24 protein-coding genes and 1 pseudogene are annotated in these 23,797 nt (G+C 73.6%); 13 read left to right on the top strand and 12 right to left on the bottom strand.

Translation table 11 applies throughout. The features are described from left to right. Positions 1–215 precede the first annotated feature (215 nt). The 3 genes from AB0O53_RS34390 (at position 216) to AB0O53_RS34400 (ending at position 1,992) form a co-directional block, all read left to right on the top strand. Positions 216–1,115: an aminoglycoside phosphotransferase family protein gene (locus AB0O53_RS34390; RefSeq protein ID WP_365200936.1), complete on the top strand. Its 900-nt coding sequence runs from the start codon at positions 216–218 to the stop codon at positions 1,113–1,115. A gap of 19 nt (positions 1,116–1,134) precedes the next feature. Then, positions 1,135–1,650: a GNAT family N-acetyltransferase gene (locus tag AB0O53_RS34395; RefSeq protein WP_365200938.1), complete on the top strand. Its 516-nt coding sequence runs from the start codon at positions 1,135–1,137 to the stop codon at positions 1,648–1,650. A 195-nt stretch (positions 1,651–1,845) separates the two neighbouring features. After that, positions 1,846–1,992, top strand: a complete 147-nt coding sequence (locus AB0O53_RS34400; protein WP_350998717.1) for a hypothetical protein — start codon at positions 1,846–1,848, stop codon at positions 1,990–1,992. A 21-nt stretch (positions 1,993–2,013) separates the two neighbouring features. On the opposite strand, the gene AB0O53_RS34405 is transcribed toward AB0O53_RS34400, so the two are convergent. Next, complete coding sequence (locus AB0O53_RS34405) at positions 2,014–3,006, bottom strand: zinc-binding dehydrogenase (RefSeq protein WP_365201046.1); 993 nt, start codon at positions 3,004–3,006, stop codon at positions 2,014–2,016. Between the two features lie 126 nt (positions 3,007–3,132). Between AB0O53_RS34405 and AB0O53_RS34410 the strand changes: the two genes are divergently transcribed. Together AB0O53_RS34410 and AB0O53_RS34415 are read left to right on the top strand one after the other, a co-directional pair. Continuing rightward, a complete protein-coding gene (locus AB0O53_RS34410) occupies positions 3,133–3,807 on the top strand; it encodes a pentapeptide repeat-containing protein (RefSeq protein ID WP_359119412.1) in 675 nt (224 codons plus the stop codon). Positions 3,808–3,991: 184 nt separating this feature from the next. After that, positions 3,992–4,996, top strand: a pseudogene (locus AB0O53_RS34415) (glycosyl hydrolase); the annotation flags it as partial. A gap of 89 nt (positions 4,997–5,085) precedes the next feature. Here AB0O53_RS34415 and AB0O53_RS34420 read toward each other — a convergent pair. From AB0O53_RS34420 to AB0O53_RS34430, 3 genes are read right to left on the bottom strand one after another with little or no spacing between them, the layout of a single operon-like run. Continuing rightward, on the bottom strand, positions 5,086–5,589 hold the full coding sequence (locus AB0O53_RS34420; RefSeq protein ID WP_350998723.1) for a hypothetical protein: 504 nt from the start codon (positions 5,587–5,589) through the stop codon (positions 5,086–5,088). A gap of 45 nt (positions 5,590–5,634) precedes the next feature. After that, on the bottom strand, positions 5,635–6,258 hold the full coding sequence (locus AB0O53_RS34425) for a response regulator (RefSeq protein WP_350998726.1): 624 nt from the start codon (positions 6,256–6,258) through the stop codon (positions 5,635–5,637). After that, the gene (locus tag AB0O53_RS34430; RefSeq protein ID WP_365200942.1) at positions 6,255–7,448 is read right to left on the bottom strand and encodes a sensor histidine kinase; all 1,194 of its coding nucleotides are present in this window, start codon (positions 7,446–7,448) and stop codon (positions 6,255–6,257) included. The genes AB0O53_RS34425 and AB0O53_RS34430 overlap by 4 nt, the downstream gene beginning before the upstream one ends. 373 nt (positions 7,449–7,821) lie before the next feature. On the opposite strand from AB0O53_RS34430, the gene AB0O53_RS34435 reads away from it, so the two are divergent. Together AB0O53_RS34435 and AB0O53_RS34440 are read left to right on the top strand one after the other, a co-directional pair. Beyond that, positions 7,822–8,382: a GlcG/HbpS family heme-binding protein gene (locus AB0O53_RS34435; protein WP_365200945.1), complete on the top strand. Its 561-nt coding sequence runs from the start codon at positions 7,822–7,824 to the stop codon at positions 8,380–8,382. A gap of 32 nt (positions 8,383–8,414) precedes the next feature. Continuing rightward, positions 8,415–9,827 carry a M1 family metallopeptidase gene (locus tag AB0O53_RS34440; protein WP_365200948.1) on the top strand — a complete coding sequence of 471 codons (1,413 nt, stop codon included), beginning with the start codon at positions 8,415–8,417 and terminating at the stop codon, positions 9,825–9,827. A gap of 15 nt (positions 9,828–9,842) precedes the next feature. Here AB0O53_RS34440 and AB0O53_RS34445 read toward each other — a convergent pair whose 3' ends face one another. Both AB0O53_RS34445 and AB0O53_RS34450 read right to left on the bottom strand, forming a co-directional pair. Further along, a complete protein-coding gene (locus AB0O53_RS34445; protein WP_350998738.1) occupies positions 9,843–10,382 on the bottom strand; it encodes a GNAT family N-acetyltransferase in 540 nt (179 codons plus the stop codon). Between the two features lie 88 nt (positions 10,383–10,470). Next, entirely contained in the window at positions 10,471–11,046 is a 576-nt protein-coding gene (locus tag AB0O53_RS34450; protein ID WP_030854704.1) for a TerD family protein, read from the bottom strand. Between the two features lie 157 nt (positions 11,047–11,203). Here AB0O53_RS34450 and arfB point away from each other — a divergent pair, with 157 nt between their 5' ends. Next, entirely contained in the window at positions 11,204–11,629 is a 426-nt protein-coding gene (gene arfB / locus AB0O53_RS34455; protein WP_031158137.1) for an alternative ribosome rescue aminoacyl-tRNA hydrolase ArfB, read from the top strand. A 95-nt stretch (positions 11,630–11,724) separates the two neighbouring features. Here the strand turns inward: arfB and AB0O53_RS34460 are convergent, their stop codons facing one another. Further along, on the bottom strand, positions 11,725–12,291 hold the full coding sequence (locus AB0O53_RS34460; protein ID WP_350998742.1) for a flavin reductase family protein: 567 nt from the start codon (positions 12,289–12,291) through the stop codon (positions 11,725–11,727). 301 nt (positions 12,292–12,592) lie between these two features. Between AB0O53_RS34460 and cdgB the strand changes: the two genes are divergently transcribed. Together cdgB and AB0O53_RS34470 are read left to right on the top strand one after the other, a co-directional pair. Then, entirely contained in the window at positions 12,593–14,332 is a 1,740-nt protein-coding gene (gene cdgB, locus AB0O53_RS34465; RefSeq protein WP_350998745.1) for a diguanylate cyclase CdgB, read from the top strand. Positions 14,333–14,400: 68 nt separating this feature from the next. Next, a complete protein-coding gene (locus AB0O53_RS34470; protein WP_350998748.1) occupies positions 14,401–15,420 on the top strand; it encodes a CBM35 domain-containing protein in 1,020 nt (339 codons plus the stop codon). Between the two features lie 16 nt (positions 15,421–15,436). On the opposite strand, the gene AB0O53_RS34475 is transcribed toward AB0O53_RS34470, so the two are convergent. From AB0O53_RS34475 to AB0O53_RS34485, 3 genes are all read right to left on the bottom strand, one after another. After that, entirely contained in the window at positions 15,437–16,354 is a 918-nt protein-coding gene (locus AB0O53_RS34475) for a 1-phosphofructokinase family hexose kinase (protein ID WP_350998751.1), read from the bottom strand. A 101-nt stretch (positions 16,355–16,455) separates the two neighbouring features. Then, positions 16,456–17,619, bottom strand: coding sequence for an N-acetylglucosamine-6-phosphate deacetylase (gene nagA / locus AB0O53_RS34480; RefSeq protein ID WP_350998753.1), 1,164 nt, complete (start codon positions 17,617–17,619; stop codon positions 16,456–16,458). Next, complete coding sequence (locus AB0O53_RS34485) at positions 17,619–18,551, bottom strand: ROK family protein (protein WP_350998901.1); 933 nt, start codon at positions 18,549–18,551, stop codon at positions 17,619–17,621. The genes nagA and AB0O53_RS34485 overlap by 1 nt, the downstream gene beginning before the upstream one ends. 176 nt (positions 18,552–18,727) lie before the next feature. On the opposite strand from AB0O53_RS34485, the gene AB0O53_RS34490 reads away from it, so the two are divergent. From AB0O53_RS34490 to otsB, 3 genes are read left to right on the top strand one after another with little or no spacing between them, the layout of a single operon-like run. Continuing rightward, the gene (locus tag AB0O53_RS34490; protein ID WP_350998756.1) at positions 18,728–20,026 is read left to right on the top strand and encodes an ABC transporter substrate-binding protein; all 1,299 of its coding nucleotides are present in this window, start codon (positions 18,728–18,730) and stop codon (positions 20,024–20,026) included. 56 nt (positions 20,027–20,082) lie between these two features. After that, a complete protein-coding gene (locus tag AB0O53_RS34495) occupies positions 20,083–20,319 on the top strand; it encodes a DUF3263 domain-containing protein (protein WP_350998759.1) in 237 nt (78 codons plus the stop codon). A 39-nt stretch (positions 20,320–20,358) separates the two neighbouring features. Beyond that, entirely contained in the window at positions 20,359–21,225 is an 867-nt protein-coding gene (gene otsB, locus AB0O53_RS34500) for a trehalose-phosphatase (protein ID WP_350998762.1), read from the top strand. Between the two features lie 29 nt (positions 21,226–21,254). On the opposite strand, the gene AB0O53_RS34505 is transcribed toward otsB, so the two are convergent. Both AB0O53_RS34505 and AB0O53_RS34510 read right to left on the bottom strand, forming a co-directional pair. Next, positions 21,255–22,616, bottom strand: a complete 1,362-nt coding sequence (locus AB0O53_RS34505) for an alpha,alpha-trehalose-phosphate synthase (UDP-forming) (protein ID WP_365200955.1) — start codon at positions 22,614–22,616, stop codon at positions 21,255–21,257. A gap of 47 nt (positions 22,617–22,663) precedes the next feature. Continuing rightward, entirely contained in the window at positions 22,664–23,614 is a 951-nt protein-coding gene (locus AB0O53_RS34510; RefSeq protein ID WP_365201048.1) for a glucosyl-3-phosphoglycerate synthase, read from the bottom strand. Positions 23,615–23,797: the final 183 nt, after the last annotated feature.

A 23,797-nucleotide genomic window follows, 5' to 3' on the forward strand; every position in this document is an offset into this window, starting at 1 on the left:
GGGCCGAGGGGAGCGGGGTCGTGGCGGGGTGTCCCCGCAGGACGAGCGCGCGACCACGGCCCGACAGCCGCGAGGTGCCCGCACGCGCCGAGCCGAGGGGACACCCCGGCGGCGGCCCCGCTCCCCGAACCGGACCGACACCGCCCCGCCGAGCACCCCGCAGGGGGCCGGCCGAGCCGCCCGCAGGGCACCCCGCAGGGGGATAGCGTCGGAGCATGCTTGACAGGGTGGAGATTCCGGACGGGCTGGTCGAGGCGCAGGTCGGGTTCAACGGGGACGCCGGGCGGGAGTTCATCGCCGCGTTGCCCGCGCGGGCGGCGGAGTTCCTGGAGCGGTGGGGGCTGCGGCGCACCGGGCCGGCGATGCACGGGGTGACGGCCCTGGTGCTGCCGGTGGAGCGGGCCGACGGCAGCGGGGCCGTGCTGAAGCTGGTGTCGCTGGACGAGGAGTGCGCGGGGGAGCCGGTCGCGCTGCGCGCCTGGGACGGGGACGGCTGCGTACGGCTGCTGGACCACGACGCGGACACCGGCACGCTGCTGCTGGAGCGGCTGGATGCGGGGCGCGACCTGGCGGCCCTCGCGCGGCGGGACGCGCGGCAGGCGGTGCGGGTGGTCGGGGAGTTGCTGGCGCGGCTGACGGCGGTGCCCGCTCCGGCCGGGCTGCGCGGGCTCGGGGACATGGCCGCGGGGATGCTGGCGGAGGTGCCGCAGGCGCTGGCGCGGCTGGTCGACGAGCGGGACCGGCGGCTGCTGCGGGACTGCGCGGCCGCGGTCGCGGAGGTGGCGGGCGAGCCCGGGGACCGGCTGCTGCACTGGGACCTGCACTACGGCAACGTGCTCGCGGGCGGCCGGGAGCCCTGGCTGGCGATCGACCCGAAGCCGCTGGCCGGCGACCCCGGCTTCGACCTGATGCCGGCGATCGTCAACAACTTCCGTGCGGAGGACGTGCGGTGGCGGTTCGACCTGCTGACGGAGGCGGCCGGGCTGGACCGGGAGCGGGCGCGGGCCTGGACGCTGGGGCGGGTGCTGCAGAACTGCCTGTGGGACGTGGAGGACGGCGAAGGGAGGCTGGACGAGGAGCAGTTGGCGGTCGCGCGGCTGCTGCTGGGGCGGTGATCCGCCCTAGGCTGCGGGCATGATCCGTAGCGCCGAAGTCGCCGATGTCCCCGTCATCCACGCGATGATCCGTGAACTCGCGGAGTACGAGAAGGTGCCGCACGAGGCGCGGGCCACCCAGGAGCAGTTGCGGGAGGCGCTGTTCGGGGAGCGTCCCGCGGTGTTCGCGCACATCGCGGAGACGGACGAGGGGGAGGCGGTCGGCTTCTCGGTGTGGTTCCTCTCCTTCTCCACGTGGCGCGGTGTGCACGGCATCTACCTGGAGGACCTGTACGTACGGCCGGGCGTGCGCGGTGGCGGTCACGGCAGGGCGCTGCTGGCAGAGCTGGCGCGCACGTGCGTCGAGCGCGGCTACGAGCGGCTGGAGTGGTCGGTGCTGAAGTGGAACGCGCCGACCATCGCCTTCTACGAGGCCCTGGGTGCGCGGCCGCAGGAGGAGTGGTCGGTGTACCGGCTGACGGACGGGGCGCTGGCCGCGCTCGGCGGGGCGGGCGGGACCGGCGGGGCGGGCGGGACCGGCGGTGCAGGGGCGTGAGCGGTACGGGCGCGCCGCGGCCGCGCCCCTTGCGCATGGCCCGTTCGAACTAGTCGCGCGCCTCTGAGAATAGTCCGGTACGACCATCTTCAAGTAGTCACAACTGGCCTACTATGTAGTGTGGTTGGGTGGCTGCGCGTGCCGCCGATCGGCAATGAGTCGTCCCGTTGGCTGGTTGACCTTCCGGAGCGTGCCGTGTCCGAGATCAAGTCGCAGAAACCGTTTCTGGAACTCCGCGCGGGAGGGTTCCATCTGGTGGTGCAGAAGGCGCCCGTGCGTCTGATGAGCATGTTGGTCGCGGTCGGCTGCTCCGGGGTCACCGCGTGGTGGACGACCCGATGACCCCGACCCGCCCCGGAGGGGTCAGGGTTCGAGGACGACCTTGCCGGTGGTGGCGCGGGTCTCCAGGTCGCGGTGGGCTTCGGCGGCGCGGGCGAGGGGGTAGCGGGTCAGGGCCGGGCGGAGGCGGCCGGCGGCGGCTTCGGCGAGGGCGCGGGTCTCCAGGAGGCGCAGGGGGTCTTCGCCGCCGGCCCGCTGGAGCATGACGGGGCCCAGTACGCCCTGGGTGGTGATGCCGCGGGCGGTGAGCTCGGCGCGATCGGCGTCGGTGAGGTCGAGCGGGCCACCGGACCAGCCGAAGACGAGGTGTCGGGCGCCGGGGGCGAGCAGGCCGAGCGCGGTGCGGGCGATCGGTCCGCCGACGGAGTCGAAGAAGACGGTGGCGCCGTCGGGGTGGTGGGCGCGGACGGCTTCGGGCCAGGCGGGGTCGGTGTGGTCGAGGGCGAGGTCGGCGCCGTTCGCGGCGGCCATGGCGGTCTTGGCGGGTCCGCCGGCGAGGGCGACGACGGTGGCGCCGGCGTTCTTCGCGTACTGGACGAGCAGGGTGCCGATGCCGCCGGCGGCGGCGGTGACGAGGGCGACGGAGCCGGGCCCGAGGTCGGCGAACTGGAGGATCCCGAGGGTGGTGCGGCCGGTGCCGATCATGGCGACGGCCTCGGCGGCGTCGAGGCCGTCCGGTACGGGGTGCAGCCGGGCCGCATCGGCGACGGCGTACTCGGCGTAGCCGCCGGGGGCGAAGCCGAGGTGGACGACGACCTCGCGGCCCAGCCAGGCGGGGTCGGTGCCGGGGCCGAGGGCGTCGACGGTGCCGGAGACCTCGCGGCCGGGGACGGTGGGGAGCTCGGGGAGCGGGGCGGGCGGGCCCTGGATGCCCTGGCGGAGGCTGGTGTCGAGGAGGTGGACGCCGGCGGCGGCGACGGCGATGCGGACCTGGCCGGGGGCGGGGACGGGGACGGCGGTGCGTTCGTGGGTGAGGTTCTCGGCGGGGCCGAAGGCGTGGAGGCGGATCGCGTTCATGGTGGTGTTGGTGAGGGGGTGCGCGGTGGTGTGCGTGTCGGTCGGCATGGATCAAGGCTGCGACCTCGACTTGGGTTGAGGTCAAGGGCGGGGGCCGTTGTCGGTGCGGTCGGTCACGATGGGGGCATGGTGCGAAACGGGCGGCAGCAGACGGTGAAGGCGGCGCGGAGGCCGGAGCTGCGGCTTCCGGAGCTGGCTCCCTGGGACGGGCGGGAGCTGGAGCCGGACGGGGACTACGACGGGCTGGAGTTCGCGGACCTGGACCTGGCGGGGCAGGAGGGGGTCGGGGCCCGGTTCATGGACTGCGCGGTGCGGCGCTGCGCGCTGGACGAGGCGGGCCTGGCGAAGGCGCGGATCCTGGATTCGGTGCTGGAGGGGGTCCGCGGGGTGGGGACCGACCTGTCGGGGGCCTCGCTGCGGGACGTGGAGCTGGTGGACGCGCGCCTGGGCGGGGTGCAGCTGCACGGGGCCGGGCTGGAGCGGGTGGTGGTCCGGGGCGGCAAGATCGACTACTTGAACCTGCGGAAGGCGCGCCTGCGGGACGTGGTCTTCGAGGGGTGCGTGCTGGTGGAGCCGGACTTCGCGGGCGCGGTGCTGGAACGGGTGGAGTTCCGGGACTGCGCGCTGCGCGGGGTCGACTTCAGCGGGGCCCGGATGGCGGACGTGGACCTGCGGGAGGCCGCCGTACTGGAGATCGCGCGGGGGGTGGAAGCGCTGGCCGGGGCGGTGATCAGCCCGGCGCAGCTGTTCGACCTGGCGCCGGCGCTCGCCTCCCAGCTGGGGGTGCGGGTGGTCCCGTAGCCGTAGCCGTAGCCGTAGCCCCAGCCCGGCTCGTGCCCGCGTGCCTCGAACGCCTGCGGGGCCGGGACGGGCCGGTGGGGCTGTGGCGAATGGCCGAGCCGTCGGGGTGCGGACGGGCGGGGCGGCGGGGCGGGTGTCTAACGTGCTGGCAGACGCACCGCTGCACGAGGCCCGTGGAGGTGTCATGTTCCGTCGGTTCCCCAGGCTGGCGGCCGCCTGCGGCGGCACAGTCGCCGTCGCCCTGCTCGTCGTGGGGGGCTTCGGCGGCCCCGGGCCGCGACCGCCGCGGCCGGGCGCCGGGGGCGGTGCGGGGGCCGCCGGGACGGCCGTCGGCGCCTACCTGCACTACGGCTCGCCCGGCGTCGAGCGGATGGCGGAGCTCTCGCGCTGGCTCGGCGGTGCCGAGCTGCGCGCCGGGCACACGTACCTCCCCGGCGACACGTGGACGAACATCGAGGGGGCGCCGGATTCCCTGCGCACCTGGGCGCGGTGGCGCAAGGAGCGGGCCGACCGGCTGTTCGTCCTGAACGTGCCCATGCAGGAGCGCAACGAGGCCGGCGTTCCCGACGCCCGGGTCGCGGAGCTGATCCGGGCCGGTGCCGGGGGTGCGAACGACCACCACTTCCGGCGGCTGGCCGGGCGGCTGGTCGACCTCGGGGTGCCGGACACGGTGATCGTCCTCGGCTGGGAGATGAACGGCTTCAACTACACCCACCGCTGCCGTCCCGACCCGGAGAACTGGAAGACGTACTGGCGGCGCATCGTGGCCGCCATGCGGTCCGTGCAGGGGCAGCGGTTCCGGTTCGACTACGCCCCCAACCGCGGGAGTGACGCGATCGCCTGGACCCGCTGCTATCCCGGCGACGACGTGGTCGACGTCGTCGGCATGGATTCCTACGACCAGGAGCCCGGCCGCACCTTCGACGAGCAGGTCACCCAGCCCTACGGGCTCCAGCAGCAGGTCGACTTCGCGAAGGCGCACGGCAAGCGGATCTCCTACCCCGAGTGGGGGCTGTTCCGGCACGGCGACAACCCGGACTACGTACGGGGCATGCTGGCCTGGTTCGCCGAGCACGAGCCGCTCTACCACAGCATCACCGACTACTGCCCGCACGGCGTGTGGCAGTGCGCGCAGAACCCGCGCTCCGCTCAGGTGTTCCGGGAGCTCGTCTCCGGCGGATCGCGGCCCTGACCGGAGGCGGCCCTGACCGGAGGCGGCTCTGACCGGAGGCGGCCCTGACCGGAGGACGGGCTGACCGGAGGACGGGCCCGGGCGGGCTACGCCGGGACGCGCGGGAAGCGGGCCTGGAGGGTCCATACCGCCGGGTTGTCGGCGAGGCCGTCGTGCATGTCGATCAGGTCCGCGAGCAGGTCGTGCAGGAAGTCGCGGGCCTCGCGGCGCAGCAGCCGGTGGCTGAAGGTCAGCGGGGCCTCCTCGGCCGGCATCCAGTCGGCCTCGACGTCGACCCAGCCGAAGCGGCGCTCGAAGAGCATGCGGTCCGTGGACTCGGTGAAGTCGAGCTCGGCGTACTGGCGGTGGGCGGAGCGGCTGCCGCGCGGGTCCTGGTCGAGCTGCTCGACGATGTCGCACAGCGCCCAGGCGAAGTCCAGCACGGGCACCCATCCCCAGGCTGTGGATACTTCCCGGTCCGAGTTGGTGTCGGCGAGGTACACGTCCCCGCAGAACAGGTCGTGGCGCAGCGTGTGGACGTCCGCCGAGCGGTAGTCGGTCTGCGGGGGGTCGGGGAAGCGCCGGGAGAGGGAGTAGCCGATGTCGAGCACGTACCCGATGGTGTCACGGGTGCGCGGAGGTCCCCACCCCGGTCGTCAGGACGGCAGGAGGCGCTGTTCCTTCGCGACCGACACGGCGCCCGCGCGGGTGTCGACGCCGAGCTTGTCGTAGATGCGCCCCAGGTGGGTCTTGACGGTGGCCTCGCTGATGAACAGGGCGCGGGCGATGTCGCGGTTGCCGAGGCCGCGGGCCAGCTGGCCGAGGATGTCCAGTTCGCGGTCGGTGAGGGTGGGGCGGCCGCCGCGCATGTGGGCCATGACGCGGCTGGCGACCGGCGCGGAGAGGGTGGTGCGGCCCTGGGCGGCGGAGTGGATGGCCGCGAAGAGCTCCTCGGGGCGCTCGGCCTTCAGGAGGTAGCCGGTGGCGCCCGCGCCGATGGCCCGGGTGATGTCGGCGTCGGTGTCGTAAGTGGTGAGGACCAGGACGTGCGGGGGCCGCGGGAGCGCGGTGATGCGGCGGGTGGCCTCGACGCCGTCGATGCCCTCGCCGAGCTGGAGGTCCATGAGCACGACGTCGGGGTGGAGCTTGGCGGCCAGGGCGACCGCCTCCTCGCCGCTGCCGGCCTCGCCGAGGACCTCGATGTCGGGCTCGCTGCCCAGGAGGGCCAGCAGGCCGGCGCGGACCACCACGTGGTCGTCGCAGAGCAGGATCGTCGTCACGGAGCGGGCTCCAGGGGGATGGCCGCGGAGAGGACGGTGCCCTCGCCCGGCGTGGATTCGACGGTCAGGGTGCCGCCCAGCTGGCGGACGCGGGCCCGCATGGCCGGCAGGCCGTGCCCGCGGCCGTCGGTGTCGGGGGCGGTGCGGGGCCCGGTGAAGCCGTGGCCGTCGTCGGCGACGTCGAGCACCACCTGGTCCCCGAGGAAGCTCAGGGTGAGTGCGGCCGTACGGGCGCCCGAGTGCTCCCGTACGTTCGCGAGGGCGCCCTGGGCTATGCGCAGCAGGGCCGACTGGACGCGGTCGGGGAGCGGGGCGGGGGCGCCTTCGAGGTGGAAGCGGACCTCGATGCCGGGTCCGGCGTCGAGGGAGCGCAGGGCTTCGGCGAGGCCGGCGCCGTCGGCGAGCTCGGAAGGGGCCAGGTCGTGGACGAGCCGGCGGGCCTCGGCGAGGCCGTGTGCGGCGATGCCGGTGGCGGTGCGGACGTGTCCGCGGGCGGTGGCGGGGTCGGTGTCCCAGGTGCGGTCCGCGGCCTGGAGCAGCATCTGCTGGCTGGACAGGTTCTGGGCGAGGGTGTCGTGGATCTCCATGGACAGCCGCTGGCGTTCGGCGAGGGTGCCTTCGCGGCGTTCGGTGGCGGCCAGCTCCCGGCGGGTCCGGATCAGGTCGTCGATCAGCGCGCGCTGGGCCTGGGCCTGGCGTTCCATGTGGACGAAGACGGCGGTGGCGAGGGCGGCGACGGCGGGCGGGGCCAGGAGCAGGTTGGGGTCGAAGGACTTCGACAGCTGGAGCTGGGCCGTCACGACGAAGGCGGTGAGGAGGGCCACCAGGACGATGGCGGCGCGCGGCGGGAGGGTGCGCAGGGCGGTGAAGAAGAGCGGTACGGCGCACCAGGCGAAGCTGGGCGCGAGGACGACGAGGACCACCCAGGTGGTGACGACCAGGCCGAGCCAGAGGAGGCGGCGGCGGGTGGGGGCGGCGCCGAGCGCGGGGCCGAGGACGTAGAGCAGGGCCAGGGTGATGCTGAGGGCGATGACCCACGGGGTGCGGGGTTCGCCGGGGTGGCGCAGGAGGAAGCGGGCCACGGAGGCGCCGAGGAGCAGGAAGAACGCGGTGTGGGCGACCGTCGCCAGCGTGCGGGTGTCGTCGCGCGGCGGGGCGGGTGTCACGGGGTGCTCCTCGGTCGGGGGCATGCGTCCATTGTCGGCTGCGGCGCCGGTTGCCTGCGGCGCGTGGCGGTGGGGCCGGCGGCTGCGCCGCCGCTCCGGGGACTCCGGCCCGGACCCCGCGCCGGACCCCGCCCGGGTGCGGGTCCGACCAGCAAATACCGCGCCGGAGGCGAAGCGCATCGGCCGATCGGTTGACCCCCGTGTCAGCCGGTGCGGTGGGCGGGGCGAGCCGGTACGGGGACGGGGCGGACGGGGTCCCGGGCCCAGGCTTGGAGCAGCGAAGGAGCCGGCCCGACCCGACCGGCCCGACCGGCCCGGACCGACCCGATGCCGTCACCGTGCCCACGTGCCCACGTGCCCACGTGCCCACGTGCCACCGTTCTCAGGAGCAGCAGAGATGAAGACCCGCACCCGCGTTCTCACCGGTACCGCCCTCGCCGTCGCCCTGGGCGCCGGAGCCTTCGGTGCCGTGAGCGCCAGCGCGAGCCCCGCCGCCACCACCGCCCGGGCCGCCGCCGTCTCGGGGAAGAAGGACGGCCCGAGCGACAAGGACTTCACCACCACGACGCACCTGACCGTCGACGCCGCCACCCGCGCCGCCCAGGCCGCCCTCCGGGCCGCCGCGGCGGAGAACCAGAAGGTGACCGTCGCGGTGGTGGACCGCAACGGCAACACCATCGTCACCCTGCGCGGTGACGGCGCCGGCCCGCAGTCCTACGAGTCGGCGCAGCGCAAGGCCTTCACCGCCGTGTCCTGGAACGCCCCGACCTCGGTGCTCGTCGGCCGGCTCGCCCAGACCCCGAACCTGAAGGACATCCCCGGCACCCTCTTCCTCGGTGGCGGCACCCCGGTCCAGGCGAACGGCGCCCCCGTCGCCGGCATCGGTGTGGCCGGTGCCCCGAGCGGCGACCTGGACGAGAAGTTCGCCAAGGCCGGCGTGGACGCGCTGGGCAAGTAGATCGCGCCCTTTGCCCGCTTAGGATCGGGTGTGTGGACCACCGCGCACTTCCCCGCCTCGCCGCTCCTGCCGTCGCCGCCCTGCTCGCCGTCACCACGGCGTGCACGGGGGGACCGGTGCAGGGGCGGCCGGGTGCGTCGGGGCTGCGCGACCCGTACTTCCCCAAGGCCGGCAACGGCGGCTACCAGGTCGAGCACTACGGGCTGGACCTGGCCTACGACCCTGCGGACGGGGTGCTGCACGGCAAGGCCGTCATCACCGCGCGGGCCCGGCAGGGGCTCAGTTCCTTCAACCTCGACCTGAGCGGCTTGCGCGTCGAGGGCGTGGACGTCGAGGGTGCGGGGGCCCGGTTCAACCGGACCGGCAACGAGCTGACCGTGCGCCCGGCCGACGACCTCAAGAAGGGCCAGGTCTTCCGCACGGAGGTCGCCTACAGCGGCAGGCCCAAGGCCCTCACGGACGCGGACGGCTCCAGGGAGGGCTGGATCACGGGCGAGAGGGGTGCCGTCGGCGTCGGCGAGCCCGTGGGCTCGATGACCTGGTTCCCCGGCAACCACCACCCGAGCGACAAGGCCTCCTACGACATCACGATCACCGTCCCGCACGGCTACGAGGCCGTGTCGAACGGGGAGTTGCGCTCGCGCACCGAAGTCGCCGGCGGGCGGACGCGGTTCGCGTGGCACAGCCCGGAGCCGATGGCCAGCTATCTGGCCACCGCCGTCGTCGGCCCGTACAAGGTGACCACGGGGAAGACGCCTTCGGGGGTGTCGGTCTACAACGCGGTGTCGCCCGAGGAGGCGGCGGCGAGCGAGCGGTCGCTCGCGCGGCTGCCCGAGATGGTCGAGTGGGGCAGCGGCCGGTTCGGGCCCTATCCGTTCGGCACGGCGGGTGCCGTCGTACTGCCGGCGGGGACCCTCGCCTACGCGCTGGAGACGCAGACCAAGCCGGTGTACCCGGGTGCGCCCGAGGACGAGGCGCTGGTGCTGCACGAGCTGGCCCACCAGTGGTTCGGCAACTCGGTGTCGCCGAAGACCTGGAAGGACATGTGGCTCAACGAGGGCTTCGCGACCTACGCCGAGTGGCTGTGGGACGAGGACCACGGCGGGCCGACGGCGCAGCAGCACTTCGACGCCCTGCTGTCCGGGGACACGGAGGTCGACGCGGCGGCGGATTCCGGTTGGGACGCCTTCCCGCCGGCCGACCCGCCCGGGCCGCAGGACATCTCCGCGAGTCCGGTGTACCAGCGCGGCGCGATGGTCCTGCAGCGGATCCGGCAGGAGGTCGGCGACGAGAAGTTCTTCGCCCTGGTGCGCGGCTGGGCCGCCGACCACCGGTACGGCAACGCGAGTACGGCCGACTTCACCGCCTACGCGCAGCAGAAGACGGGCCACGACCTGAAGCGGGTCTGGGACGTCTGGCTGTACGGGAAGGACCGCCCGAAGTAGGACCGCCGTCCCCTCCTAGGCCGTGTCGAGCCGGTCCGTGTCGAGGGGCTTGCGCAGCACCGTGCAGTCGCGGCCCAGTTCGCGGTCCTTGGCGCGGCGCACGGGCGAGTACCCCTGGGTCTGCCAGAAGGCCAGGCCCTTGGGGTTGTTGTCCAGTACGGCGATCTGCACGCCGGTGCGCCCGGCGGCGCGGAAGCGGTCCTCGACCAGGGTGGCCACGGCGCGGCCGTAGCCCTCGCGGTGCGCGGTGGCGTCGATGAGCAGGAGCCCGATCCACGGGTCGTCGTCCCCCGGGGCGGCGGCCGGGTTGCGGTCCAGGGTGGCGGCCAGGCCGACGAGGCGGCCCGCGCTGCGGGCGAGGAGGATCTCCGCGCCGTCGTGGGCGAGTTCGTCGGCGAGGGAGGCAGCGACCTGTTCGACCGTGATGCGGTTCGGGTCGGGGAAGTCGCCGCTGAGTTCGAAGAACGCGTGGTTGGTCGAGTAGAGGGCGGCGATCTCGGTCAGGACCGGGCCGGGGAGGGCGCCGTCCACGGGGACCAGCGGTTGGAGGATCACCTGCGGAACGGTAGCGAAACCCCCTCCCCGGACGGCCGGGAGGGGGCTTCGCCACCGCTGGTGTCCGTCAGCGGCGGACCGTGCCGACTCAGACGTTGACGCCGAAGTCCTGGGCGATGCCGGTGAGGCCCGAGGCGTAGCCCTGGCCGACCGCGCGGAACTTCCACTCGGCGCCGTTGCGGTAGAGCTCGCCGAAGACCATGGCGGTCTCGGTCGCCGCGTCCTCGGAGAGGTCGTAGCGGGCGATCTCGGCGCCGCCGGCCTGGTTCACGACGCGGATGTAGGCGTTGCGGACCTGGCCGAAGTTCTGGCTGCGGCTCTCGGCGTCGTAGATCGAGACCGGGAAGACGATCTTGTCCACGTCGGCGGGCAGGCCGGCGAGGTTGACGTTGATGGCCTCGTCGTCGCCCGCGCCCTCGCCGGTGCGGTTGTCACCGGTGTGGACGATGGTCTGGTCCGGGGTGGACTTGTTGTTGAAGAAGACGAAGTGGCCGTCGGAGACGACCTTGCCCATCGCGTTGACGGCGATGGCCGAGGCGTCGAGGTCGAAGTCGACACCGGTGGTCGTACGGACGTCCCAGCCGAGACCGACCGTGACGGCAGCGAGGCCCGGGGCCTCCTTCGTGAGCGAGACGTTGCCGCCCTTGGACAGGCTGACAGCCATGGGAATGTCCCTTTCCTCATCCAACATGCACGTACAGGCGGTCAAGGTACCGCTGACCTCTATAACGCGACGAGAGGCCGGTCGGGTTCCCGTCCTGAATTCCGGATGACGACAAATGCGGGTGACGCGGGCCCGGCGGGCGCGGATCATAGGGGGCATGCCTGGTCCCTATGTCATCCGCGGTTCGGTCGCGCTCCCCGAGGGGGAGCTCTCCTGGCGTTTCTCGCGGTCCTCAGGGCCCGGCGGGCAGCACGTGAACACCTCGGACTCGCGCGTGGAGCTGCTGTTCGACCTGGCGGCGACCAAGGCGCTGCCCGAGGTCTGGAAGGAGCGGGCGCTGGAGCGCCTCGCGGGCCGGCTGGTGGGCGGGGTGGTGACCGTACGGGCCTCCGAGCACCGCTCGCAGCTGCGCAACCGGGAGATGGCCCTGGTCCGGCTGGCCTCGCTGCTGGCGGAGGCGACGGCGCCGCCGCCCAAGCAGCGCCGGGCGACGAAGATCCCGCGCGGGATCAACGAGCGGCGGCTGCGCGAGAAGAAGGCGCGGGCCGAGACCAAGCGGGGCCGGACCGGCCGGGACTGGTAGCCGCGCCGGGACCGGTAGCCGCGGCGGGAGCCGGTCCTGCGGGATCGGCCCGGGAGCCGGGCCCGCGGGTTCGGCCCGGGGGGCCGCCCGGGGGATCAGCCCAGGTGCCGGTAGCGCCCGCGGAAGTACGTCAGCGGCGCGGAGTCCGGGGAGGGCAGCGCGGCGGTCAGGACCCGGCCGATCACCAGGGTGTGGTCACCCGCCTCGACGCGGTTCTCCGTCCGGCACTCCAGGGTGGCGAGGGCGCCGCTCAGCAGGGGCGCGCCGGAGGCCTCGCCGCGTACGTACGGCAGGTCCGCGAAGAGCAGCCGGTCGCTGATGCGGCCCTTCATCGCGAAGCGGCCCGCGATCTGGAGCTGGTGGTCGGCGAGGACGGAGACCGCCCACAGCGGCTGCTCCGCCAGCAGGTCGTCCATGCGGGAGCCCTCGCGCAGGCTCACCAGGACCAGGGGCGGGTCGAGGGACACGGACAGGAAGGCGGTCGCCGTCATGCCGACGTCCTCGCCGCGCGGCCCGTCGGCCGTCAGCGGGGTCTCGTGCGCGGTGATCAGGCACACGCCCGCGGTCAGCCGGGACATCGCGGCGCGGAACTCGTCATTGCTCACCCCCTCAGCATGGGGGCTCGTGTCGGGCGGGGCGGGTACGGGGGTCGTCTTCAGCACCCTGAAACGCTAATCTCGCCCTCTCGTACGGCACATCGGGCCCTGGTCCGAGTCGTGCCCCCGCCCCTCGGCCTAGGCCCGGGCGTATCGTTTGCTCACGAGAAGCCGGGGGAGCGCTCCCAGTCCGAACCGTCCCAGCGCGTACCGTTATTCATCTCATGTGACTTGAGTCACAGAGGGCAAGATTTGTTGACCCTGTGTACCTGCCGCACAGCTCACTGTGATTCAGTGGACGGGACACCGCAACGAAACGCCGATGACAAACCTGGAGTTGCTGTCGAGGTCTCGGGGAGAGCGAGCAATGGAGACCGAGTCGGAGCCGTACGTCCGTCTTGCGACCCTGCGGCAGCTGCACCGGGTGGTGGCCGATCTCAATACGGCCCGGAGCCTGGCGGACACTCTGCAGACCGTCGTGGACGGCATCGTCGTGGGCCTCGGCTATGAGCTCGCCTGTGTCAACCTCGTTCGCCCCGACGGGGATCTGGTCGTCGCCGCCTTCGCGGGCGACCCTGCCGCGGAGGCCCTCATCACAGGTCGCGTGGGCTCCCGCGCCTCCTGGGAGCGCCGTCTGACGATGGGTGAGTGCTGGGACGGGCTCCGCTTCATCCCGCACACGGAGGGCTGGGTCCTGCTGGAGGACGACGTCCCCCAGTGGCACACCGACGGCCCCGATCCGCGCTTCGAGGACGAGTGGCACCCCGAGGACCGGCTCTACGCACCCATGTACGCGTCCGGCGGGGAACTTCTGGGTGTCATTTCGGTGGACAGACCGCGCAACGGCCGCCGGCCCGGTGCCTGGGGCCGCGAAGCGCTCCAGATGTACGCCTTCCAGGCGGCGATTGCGATCAGCAATGCGAGGCTCCGCGCGAACATGCAGCGCGCCCTCGTCCGGCTGGAACGCGAGCAGCAGGCGCTCCGCGCCAGTGAAGAGTCGTTCCGCCAGGCCTTCGAGTACGCCCCCAGCGGCATGGCCATCGCCGAGATGGGCGGCGACCAGCACGGCCGCCTGCTGCGGACCAACGACGCGCTGTGCCGGCTGCTCGGCCGTCCCGCCTCCGTACTGCGCCGCTACTCCTTCTCCGACCTGGTCCACCCCGAGGACATCGGCACCCTGCTGCGCACCTCCGCCGAGGGCGGCCGCGCCGAGCTGCGCCTGGGCCGCCGGGACGGCACGTACGTGTGGGTCTCGCTGCGCAACTCCGTCGTGGCGGACGCCGCCGACGGGCCGCGCTTCCTGCTCACGCACGTCGAGGACATCGAGGAGCGCAAGCGCCACGAGCTCCAGCTCGCCCACCGGGCCAGCCACGACTCGCTGACCGGCCTGCCCAACAGCGCCGAACTGCGGGCCCGGCTCGGCGCCCGGTTGTGCCGCAGGCCACAGTCCGCGCGGGCCAGCGCGATCGAGGCCCTGGACGCGGCCTACGAGGGGCGCGAGGTGCACGGCGGGCACGACGGACACGAGGTGCGGCGGGAGGCGGGTGCCGCGGGTGGTGCGGGCGAGCACGGATTCCAGCCCGACGGCCCCGACCGGTACACCGCGTCCGATCCCTTCGACTTCCCCGGGGCGCCGACCGCCCCGACGGACGGACCGTACGACCACCACGTGCACACGGTGGCGCCCGCGACCGACGTCGACGACGGGACGAAGGGGCTGGCGGTCCTCTTCTGCGACCTCGACGGCTTCAAGTCGATCAACGACAGGTTCGGGCACCACACGGGCGACGCGGTCCTGATCGAGGTCGCCCGGAGGCTGACGACGGGCGTCAGGGACGGTGACACCGTCGCCCGGCTGGGTGGTGACGAATTCGTCGTTCTGGCCGACGGCCTCGGTGCCGCGGACGCCGCGGACCTCGCCGTCCGGCTGCGCAACGCGATCATCCCGCCGATCCGCGTGGACGGCCGCGCGGTGCGTGTGGGCGCGAGTTTCGGCATCGGCTGGGCCAGCTGCGGCATGTCCGCGGACGAGGTGCTGCGCTCGGCCGACCAGCGGATGTACATCGAGAAGAGGTCCCGCTCCAAGGCGCACCGCCGGGCGGGCTGAGGCGGTCCGTCACCCGTGTGCGCACGTGTTCGGGGTAGGCTCCCGTGGGTCGAAAGGAGTGACCTGCGATGACGACGCCCGCGAACAACGGCCCGCACGGTGGGGCGAACAAGCCCGAGGACGATGATCCGTTCGGCTACCTCTACGAGGACGGCCAGGCGGCGGGAGCCACCCCGCCCACATCGGGCGGCGGGTACGGCTACCCCGGCGCGGCGGGCGGTCACCCCGGTCCCCAGCCCGGCGTCCCCCGCACCTCGCACCACCAGGTGCGGACGGTGGGCGAGCGCAGGAACGGCGGCGGCCAGCGCGGCCCCGTCCCGCACCAGCAGAGCCCCGGCTACCAGGCCCAGTACCAGGCCCCCGAGGCGCTCCAGGCCGGCGGCTACGGCGTTCCGCAGCAGCCCCAGTCCCCGCAGCACCAGACCCAGACGATCGGGCAGCCCGGCGGTCACGGCGGCCACGGCGGCGGCTCCAGCCGGCGCGGCCTGCTGATCGCGGCCGTCGCGGTGGTCGGCGCGGTCGTGATCGGCATCGGCGCTGCCCTCGCGTTCGGCGACAAGGACAAGGGCGAGGACAAGGGCAGCGACACGGCGAACGGCGGCCAGCAGTCGCAGGCCCCGCAGGACCCGGCGAGCCCGACCCCGAGCGCGAAGCCGTCGCAGGCCCCGCTGCCGAAGGCCGACTTCGGCGGCGCCGGCATGTCCCTCACGGGCGGCGCGAACCTGCAGAACACGCTGCCGGGCGCGAAGAGCGAGAACGGCCAGTACGTGACGGGCCTGAACGCGGTGGGTGCGGCGGCCACCTGGTCGCTGGACGTTCCCAAGACGGGCAAGTACAAGCTGAAGATGACCTACGGGGTGCCGGGCAAGGACGCCAGCACCACGCTGACCGTCAACGGCGAGGTGCAGACCCGGCCGGTCAACATGGCGAACTTCTCCAAGGCGGCCCCGGGCGACTGGGCCAAGGGCTGGACGAACACGTACTCGCTGGTGGACCTCAAGCAGGGCGCCAACACGATCAAGATCTCGTGCGAGGCGGGCAACCAGTGCGACGTCGTCCTCGACCAGCTCTGGCTGGAACAGGGCTGATCCGCTCCTGCGCCCGCTAGACGGGCGTGACCTCCACCGACCCCCGTACCTCTTCGTAGGTGCGGGGGTCGAACTCTCCCGCGACCGGGGCCAGGACCGTGGCCGCGGAGAGGGCGACCGCGCGGGTGAGGCGGTCCGGCCAGTCCAGGCCCTCCGCCAGGGCGGACAGCAGGCCGGCGACGACGGAGTCGCCCGCTCCCGTGGGGTTGCCGGACAGCGGGCGCGGCGGGGCCGCCTGCCAGGCGCCCCGGGCGGTGGCGGCCAGCAGGCCGGCCGGGCCCAGCGAGGTGACCACCGCGTGCGCGCCGCGGCGGCGGGCGTCGCGGCTTGCGGGGAGCGGGTCGCGGGAGCCGGTGAGCTCGGCCAGCTCGGCGGCGTTCGGCTTGATGATCTCGGGCCGGGCGGCGACCCCGCGGCGCAGGGCCTCGCCGCTGGTGTCCAGCAGGACGGGGACCCCGGCCGCGCGGGCCGCCCGTACGAGCACCGCGTACGCGCCCACCGGCACGCCCGGCGGGAGGCTTCCGCACAGGGCCACCGCCCGCGCCCCGGCCACGAGCTCCTCGTAGTGCGCGAGGAACCGCGACCACTCCGCGGGCGTGATCAGCGGGCCCGGCTCGTTGAACTGCGTGGTGTCGCCCGAGGTTTCGTCGACCACGGCCAGGGTGCGGCGCGAGGCGCCCTCGCAGGGGAGCAGGGCGTCCACCACCCCGGGGCAGGCGGCCAGCGCGTCGCGCACGACGGAGCCGACCGGGCCGCCGGCGAAGCCCGTCGCGGTGACCTGGTGGCCGAGCGCCGCCAGGACGCGGGCCACGTTGAGCCCTTTGCCGCCGGGCCGTTCGGTGACGGCGGTGACCCGGTGCGAGGCGTGCGGAAGCAGCCGCGGCACGCGGTAGGTGACGTCGAGTGCGGTGTTGAGCGTCACGGTCAGGATCATGGGCACCCCCGGGTCTGTTGCTGCCGGGATCATGCCAAACGCAGGGCGGTCGGCCCAGTCCCACGGGCCGACCGCCTACCCTCTGTCCGGCCGCCGGGCCGTCAGACGGCCTCGCGGAGAGCGGGGCTGACGACCCATTCGCCGCGCCGCATGACGCCCTTGAGGTCGAAGGCGGCGTCCAGGACGACGAGGTCCGCGTACTTGCCGGGCTCCAGCGAGCCGACCTCGTCGTACAGGCCGAGCAGCTTGGCCGGGTTGGCGGAGATCGCCTGGACCACGGACTCCACCGGCAGCTTGTCGAGGGTCACCGAGCGCTTGAAGGCGGTGTCCAGGGTGAGGGTCGAGCCGGCGATGGAGCCGCCCTCGACGAGGCGGGCCACACCGCCCCTGACCTCGACCTCCAGCGGGCCGAGGTGGTAGGTGCCGTCGCCGAAGCCGGCCGCGTCCATGGCGTCGGTGATCAGTGCGACGCGGTGCGCGCCCGCGTGGTGGAAGGCCAGTTCGAGGGCGGCGGGGTGCAGGTGGGTGCCGTCGTTGATGAGCTCGACGGTGATCCGCTCGTCCTCCAGGAGGGCGGCGATCGGACCGGGTTCGCGGTGCGCGAGCGCGGGCATCGCGTTGAAGAGGTGGGTGGCCACGGTCGCGCCCGCGTCGATGGCGGCGCGCGTCTGCTCGTAACTGGCGTCGGTGTGCCCGATCGCGGCGATGACGCCGTGCTCGGCCAGCAGCCGTACGGAGTCCAGGCCGCCCGGGAGTTCGGTGGCCAGGGTGAACATGCGGGCGGCGCCGTGGGCCGCGTCGATGAGCTTGCGGACCTCGGCCGGGTCGGGGTCGCGCAGCAGGTCCTCCTTGTGGGCGCCCTTGCGGCAGGGGTTGATGAACGGCCCCTCGAAGTGGATGCCGGCGATCTCGCCCGCCTGGGTCAGCTCGGCCAGCAGCCCGGCCCGCCGGGCGAGTTCGTCGAGGTCCCCGGTGACGGTGGAGGCGACCAGGGTGGTGGTGCCGTGCGCGCGGTGCGTGCGCACGCCCTGGAGTACGTCCTCGGCGGTGCCGGAGGTGAACGAGGCCCCGCCGCCGCCGTGGTTGTGCATGTCGACGAAGCCGGGGACGATCCAGTGCCCGGTCAGGTCGACGATCTCGGCGCCCTCGCGGGCGCTGCCGGCGATGCGGTCGCCGTCGACGATGACCCGCCCGCCCGCCACGGTCCCGGTGGGCAGCACCACCCTGGCGCCGGAGAGAACAGTGCTGTGTGCGCTTCCGGACATCAGGCCGGTACCTCCGTGGCGAGTAGGTCCCAGGCGAGCAGCCCTGCGCCCAGGCAGCCGGCGGTGTCCCCGAGGGCCGCCGGCACGATGTGGGGGAGCCGCTGGAACGTCACGCGCTCCTCCACGGCCTTCCGTAGTGGTGTGAACAAGGTTTCCCCCGCCTCGGCGAGCCCGCCACCGATGATCAGCGTGCGCGGGTCCAGCAGGGTGATCGCCGTGACCAGCCCGTCGGCGAGGGCTCCCACGGCGGCCAGCCAGACCTCGCGGGCCCGCCCGTCACCGGACTCGACGGCCTTGGCGCAGTCGGCGGCGTCGGCCCCGGGGTCGCCGGAGGCGGCCGCCCAGGCGCGGCTGACGGCGGCGGCGGAGGCGAGGGTCTCCAGGCAGCCGCGCTGGCCGCAGCCGCAGTCGGGGCCGCCGGGGCGGACCACGATGTGCCCGATCTCGCCCGCGTACCCGTGGGCGCCGGCCTCGATGCGGCCGGCGATGCCGATGGCGCCGGCGATGCCGGTGCCGAGCGGGACGAAGAGGAAGCGGTCGGCGCCCCGGCCGGCGCCGATGCGGCCCTCGGCGAGGCCGCCCGTGCGCACGTCGTGGCCGAGGGCCACGGGGATGCCGCCCAGGCGCGCGGCGAGCAGCGCGCGCAGCGGGACGTCGCGCCAGCCGAGGTTCGCCGCGTAGACGGCGATCCCGTGGTCGGCGTCGACGATGCCCGGGACGGCGACGCCGGCCGCCGAGGCGGCCCGTCCGAAGCGTTCCCGGCCGGTGGCGAGGAGCTCGGCGGCGAAGTCCTGGATCGTCTCGACGACGGCGTCCGGGCCCCGCTCGCGGCCGGTGGCGCGGCGCGCCTCGTGCAGCAGGGTGCCGTCGTCGGCGACGAGGGCGGCCTTCATCCCGGTGCCGCCCACATCGAGGGCGATGACGTGTTTCACGGGTTTCACAGAGACAGTCTCGCGTGCTCGGGGGCGAAAGGTCTAGTCCAATGAGGGGGATTGTTGAGTGGCCATACAAATCGGGCGCCCTGGTGGGGGGCCTGATGTGGACGAGCCGCCAAAGTGGTGTAGACCTTACGTGGATCGTACGTACAACAAGGGGTGGATCGATACCTGTGAAGGGCCGTTACCAGAGCCTGGCCGCGTCCGGCGCCGCGCTGTGCCTGACCGCCGTGACGCTGACGGGCTGCGGAGCCATCGGCGGACTCACCGGAGACAACGAGGTGACCCTGCGGGTCGTGGCGGCCGACTACGGGGACAATCCGCAGAACTCCTCGACGGCCTACTGGAAGGGCCTCGCCGAGGGCTTCCAGAAGGAGCACCCCGACGTGAAGGTCGAGGTCAGCGTCTACTCGTGGTCCGAGGTCGACGCCAAGGTCGCCGAGATGGTCAAGGCCGGCAAGGCCCCCGACATCGCGCAGATCGGCGCCTACGCCGACTACGCGGCCGCCGGCAAGCTGTACTCCACGGCCGAGCTGCTCTCGGTGAAGACCGAGGCCGACTTCCTCGCCCCGCTCGCGGACGCCGGGAAGGTCAAGCAGACCCAGTACGGCATGCCCTTCGTCTCCAGCACCCGGCTGCTCTTCTACAACGAGAAGCTGCTGGCCGACGCGGGCGTGATCGGCAAGGACGGCAAGGGCTGGCAGCCGAAGAGCTGGGCCGACCTGGAGGCCGCCGCGAAGAAGCTCAAGGGCGCCGGCGTGGCCACCCCCTTCGCGCTGCCCCTGGGCCGCGAGGAGGCACAGGCCGAGACGATGATGTGGATGCTCGCGGGCGGTGGCGGCTACACCGACAACGAAGAGGGCTACTCCATCGACTCCGCCGACAACGTCAAGTCGCTGGAGTTCCTGCGCGACAAGATGGTCGGCCAGGGGCTCACCGGGCCGGTCGAGCCGGCCAAGCTGGACCGCCAGGCCGCCTTCGAGGCCTTCACCAAGGGCGAGGTCGGCATGCTCAACGGCCACCCGACGCTGATGAAGCAGGCCGAGGCCAAGGGCGTGAAGTATGGCATGGTGCCGCTGCCCGCGTCCGACGGCTCCGCGCAGCCGGCGATGGGCGTCGCGGACTGGGTGATGGCCTTCAAGAACGGCCACCGCGAGCAGTCCGGCAAGTTCCTGGACTACCTGTACCAGCCCAAGAACGTGACGGCCTTCACCGAGAAGTACGACCTGCTGCCCGCCACCACCACCGGCTTCCAGGCCAAGCAGGCCGCCACGAACGGCTCCGCCGCCCAGCTGAAGCCCTTCCTGGCGGCGCTGCCCAGCTCGCGGCTCTACCCGGTCGGCAAGAAGTCCTGGGCGGGCGTCAGCGAGGACATCAAGCAGAAGATCGGCACGGCCGTCCAGCCCGGCGGCCAGCCCACCAAGGTGCTGGAGGAGATCGCCACCGCGGCGCGCGCGGCGGACAAGGGCTGAGCCCGCCGGCACGGGGCACGCCGCCGTCTGTCGGACGGCGGCGTTAACCTGGCGGTATGACGGACGAGGGGCAGCTGACGGCCGCGGAGGCCGCGGTGCTCGCGTACGAGGGACGCACCTGGCCGGGGCCCGGAGCCAAGGAACGGGCCATAAGGGAAGGGCTGGGGATGACCCCCGTCCGCTACTACCAGCTGCTCAACGCCCTCATGGACGACCCGCGGGCGCTGGCCCACGCCCCGGGCACCGTCAACCGCCTGCGCAGGATCCGCGAGGCCCAGCGATCCCGGCGATAGCCGTAGCCGCCGGGCCGCCGGGCCGTTAGGGTCGTGCGTATGGGGAGCCATCCGCACGATCTGCCGATGCCCGTCACCGCAGCCGGACGCGAGGGACTCGAAGCCCTGCTCCGCGCACCCCGCCGGTCCGTGGTCGCCCTGGACTTCGACGGCACCCTCGCCGACATCGTCCCGGACCCGGACCAGGCCCGGGCACATCCCGAAGCCGTTCCCGCGCTCTCGGCGCTCGCCCCCGAGGTGGACTCGGTGGCCGTGGTCACCGGGCGGCCCGCGGGCGTCGCCGTCCGCTACGGGGGCTTCGCCGGAGTGCCCGGACTGGAGCACCTCGTCGTCCTCGGCCACTACGGCGCCGAACGCTGGGACGCCGTCACCGGCATAGTCCACGCCCCCGCCGAGCACCCCGGAGTGGCGGCCGTACGGGCCGAGCTGCCCGGGTTCCTCGACTCCATCGGAGCCTGGCGCGGCACCTGGATCGAGGAGAAGGGCCGGGCGCTCGCCGTCCACACCCGGCGGGCCGACGACCCGGCGGCGGCCTTCGCCGCCCTGCGCGAACCCCTCACGGAGCTCGCCGCCCGGCACGGGCTGATGGTCGAACCGGGACGGGCCGTGCTGGAGCTGAGGCCCCCGGGCATGGACAAGGGCGTGGCCCTGACGGAGTTCCTGGCGGAGCGGGACGCGGAGACGGTGCTGTACGCCGGCGACGACCTGGGCGACCTCGCCGCGTACTCGGCCGTCGAGAAGCGCAGGGCCGACGGCCTGCCGGGACTGCTGGTGTGCAGCGGCTCGGCCGAAGTGCCCGAACTCGCCGCGCGCGCCGACCTCGTCCTCCCCGGACCGGGCTCCGTGGCCGCCTTCCTGGCCGCCCTGGCCCGAGCCGTCGCAGACTCCAGCCCCTCCGGCGTTTGAGGAGCGGGTCCGGGCAGAGCCCGGCAGCTTCAGGCCTCCAGGGCGGCGAGCTGGGCCGTGAACCACTGGGCCGGGGGGAGGGCCGTGGCGGCCGCCGCCAGGCGCTTGGTGCGTTCCGCACGCTCGGCCACCGGCATGGACAGCGCCGCGTGCAGAGCCTGCGCCGTCTGCGAGACGTCGTACGGGTTCACCGTCAGCGCGTCCTCGCGGAGCTCCTCGTACGCGCCCGCCCCCGTCGACAGCACCACCGCGCACCCCGCCTCCGAGACCACCGGGATCTCCTTGGCCACCAGGTTCATCCCGTCCCGCACCGGGTTCACCAGCGCCACGTCCGCCATCCGGTAGACCGCCAGCGACCGCGCGAAGTCGTCCTTCACCGACACCAGCACCGGCTGCCAGTCCTCCGTCCCGAACTCCGCGTTGATCTCCGCGGCCAGCTCCGAGACGGCCGCCGTGTAGTCCCGGTACACCTTCAGGTCCTGCCGCGACGGGTACGCCGAGGCCAGGTGCACCACCCGGCCGCGCCACTCGGGGCGGACCTCCAGCAGCTCCCGGTAGGCCAGCAGGCCCCGCAGGATGTTCTTCGACAGCTCGGTCCGGTCCACGCGGGCGATCGTCAGGCGGCCCGCGACCTCCGCCCGCAGCTCGGCCAGCTTCCCGTCCACCTCCGGCCGGTGCGCGAGCGCCCGCAGCTCGTCCGCGTCCACACCCAGCGGGAAGACGGCCACGCGCCCTGCGTCGTCCGGCTGCGCGGCGCCCGCGAAGGCGTCGGCCCAGGCGCGGGTGTGGAAGCCCACCACGTCCGCCCCGAGCATCCCCCACACCAACTGCCCGGCGACGTCGGCCGGGAGCATGTCCAGGAACTCCCGCGAGGCCCACGGCGTGTGCGTGAAGTGGGCGATCCGCAGGTCCGGCCGCAGCTCCCGCAGCTGCCCCGGGACCAGCGCCAGGTGGTAGTCCTGCACCAGCACGCGGGCGCCCTGCGCCGCCTCCTCGGCGAGGGCGCGCGCGAAGGCCTCGTTGTACGCCACGTAGGAGTCCCAGCGGCGCCGGAACCCCGCGTCGAAGACCGGCTCGCGCGGCACGTCGTAGAGGTGGTGGTGGGTGAACCACAGCACCGAGTTCGCGATGCCGTTGTACGCGTCGTCGTACATCGTGGGATCGATGTCCAGCATCCGGACGCCCGGCTCGGAGACGTCCCGGCGGACCGCCTCCCGGTCCGCGTCCGACAGCGCCGCGCAGATCCACAGCGCCCCCGGCTGCTCCGCGAGGGCCGCCGAGAGTCCGGAGACGAGACCGCCCCCGCCGCGCCGGGCGCTGAGCGTCCCGTCGTCCGAGAGGGCGTAGGAGAGCGGGCCGCGGTTCGCCGCGACGAGTACCTGAGAAGCCATGGGCCGAACCTAGCCCGGCCCGCGCTCGCTCAAACGTATGGACACGGTCACGCGACGTGGCGCCGGCCGTACTCCTTCACGCCCAGCATCGGCGGCCGTTCCTCGGTGTCCACGGGGTACGTGCGCGGCACGAAGCCCTCCGGGCCCCGCTCGAACTGCGTCAGCTCCGGCCGTACGAGGTGCCCGCGCGAGAGCCGCACCTGGGCCGTGCGGTAGATCGCCGCGGCCATCCGGCCCAGCGCCTGCCCGTCCTGGTGGCGGTGGAGGCGTACGCCCACGTCCACCTGGGCCAGCGCGTCCAGCCCGACCGTGTGCAGGGCGTCGACCAGCAGGCCCAGCTCGACGCCGTAGCCGACGGGGAACGGCAGCCGCTCCAGCAGCGAGCGGCGCACGGCGTACTCGCCGCCCAGCGGCTGCACGAAGCCGGCCAGCTGCGGCCAGTGCAGGTTCAGCAGGGGCCGGGCCACCAGCTCGGTGACCCGGCCGCCCTGGCCGGGGGCGTCGCCGAGGGGCCGGTCGTACATCGCCTTGACGAACTGCACGCCGGGGTCGGTCAGCAGCGGGCCCACGATCCCCGAGACGAAGGAGGCCGAGAAGTCCCGCAGGTCGGCGTCCACGAAGCAGACGACGTCGCCGGTGGTGGCCAGCAGCGAGCGCCACAGCACCTCGCCCTTGCCGGGCAGCGCCGGGATCCTCGGCAGGATCTCGTCGCGGTGCACCACCCGGGCGCCGGCCTTCGCCGCGACCTCGGCGGTCCGGTCGGCCGAGCCCGAGTCGACCACGACCAGCTCGTCCACGAGCGGGACCGGCAGTCCCTCGATCAGCTCACGCCGGACGACCTCGACGATCGCGCCGACCGTCGCCTCCTCGTCCAGCGCGGGCAGCACCACGCTGACCGTGGTTCCGGCCGCCCGTTTGAGGTCGAGCAGCTGGTCGAGCGGTCGGTCGGCGGCGGACCAGGAGCGGTCGGCCAGCCATCGCTCCACCTCTTCCAGCACCCTCAGCACTCCCTGCTCGTCGGCGTTATCGGCCGTTTCGTGATCCATCTCGCGGTTCGGACGGCTGTCTCAACCGCCCGTCCCTTCGGTTACAGTCTTGAACAACGCGAAGGACCACCGCATGCCGGGGTCCCCCGCGTACAAACGCACCGGCGCGCCACAGAGCGCGTGTGCCGGTGCCAT

This window comes from Streptomyces erythrochromogenes, assembly GCF_040684695.1.
Lineage (GTDB): Bacteria > Actinomycetota > Actinomycetes > Streptomycetales > Streptomycetaceae > Streptomyces > Streptomyces erythrochromogenes_C.

Excerpts from the sequence above, each read along its gene's own strand:
- AB0O53_RS34390 (WP_365200936.1), top strand. The coding sequence starts at position 216 with ATGCTTGACAGGGTGGAGATTCCGGACGGGCTGGTCGAGGCGCAGGTC.
- AB0O53_RS34395 (WP_365200938.1), top strand. The coding sequence starts at position 1,135 with ATGATCCGTAGCGCCGAAGTCGCCGATGTCCCCGTCATCCACGCGATG.
- AB0O53_RS34405 (WP_365201046.1), bottom strand. The coding sequence starts at position 3,006 with ATGAACGCGATCCGCCTCCACGCCTTCGGCCCCGCCGAGAACCTCACC.
- AB0O53_RS34410 (WP_359119412.1), top strand. The coding sequence starts at position 3,133 with ATGGTGCGAAACGGGCGGCAGCAGACGGTGAAGGCGGCGCGGAGGCCG.
- AB0O53_RS34430 (WP_365200942.1), bottom strand. The coding sequence starts at position 7,448 with ATGCCCCCGACCGAGGAGCACCCCGTGACACCCGCCCCGCCGCGCGAC.
- AB0O53_RS34435 (WP_365200945.1), top strand. The coding sequence starts at position 7,822 with ATGAAGACCCGCACCCGCGTTCTCACCGGTACCGCCCTCGCCGTCGCC.
- AB0O53_RS34450 (WP_030854704.1), bottom strand. The coding sequence starts at position 11,046 with ATGGCTGTCAGCCTGTCCAAGGGCGGCAACGTCTCGCTCACGAAGGAG.
- arfB (WP_031158137.1), top strand. The coding sequence starts at position 11,204 with ATGCCTGGTCCCTATGTCATCCGCGGTTCGGTCGCGCTCCCCGAGGGG.
- cdgB (WP_350998745.1), top strand. The coding sequence starts at position 12,593 with ATGGAGACCGAGTCGGAGCCGTACGTCCGTCTTGCGACCCTGCGGCAG.
- AB0O53_RS34470 (WP_350998748.1), top strand. The coding sequence starts at position 14,401 with ATGACGACGCCCGCGAACAACGGCCCGCACGGTGGGGCGAACAAGCCC.
- AB0O53_RS34475 (WP_350998751.1), bottom strand. The coding sequence starts at position 16,354 with ATGATCCTGACCGTGACGCTCAACACCGCACTCGACGTCACCTACCGC.
- nagA (WP_350998753.1), bottom strand. The coding sequence starts at position 17,619 with ATGTCCGGAAGCGCACACAGCACTGTTCTCTCCGGCGCCAGGGTGGTG.
- AB0O53_RS34495 (WP_350998759.1), top strand. The coding sequence starts at position 20,083 with ATGACGGACGAGGGGCAGCTGACGGCCGCGGAGGCCGCGGTGCTCGCG.
- otsB (WP_350998762.1), top strand. The coding sequence starts at position 20,359 with ATGGGGAGCCATCCGCACGATCTGCCGATGCCCGTCACCGCAGCCGGA.
- AB0O53_RS34505 (WP_365200955.1), bottom strand. The coding sequence starts at position 22,616 with ATGGCTTCTCAGGTACTCGTCGCGGCGAACCGCGGCCCGCTCTCCTAC.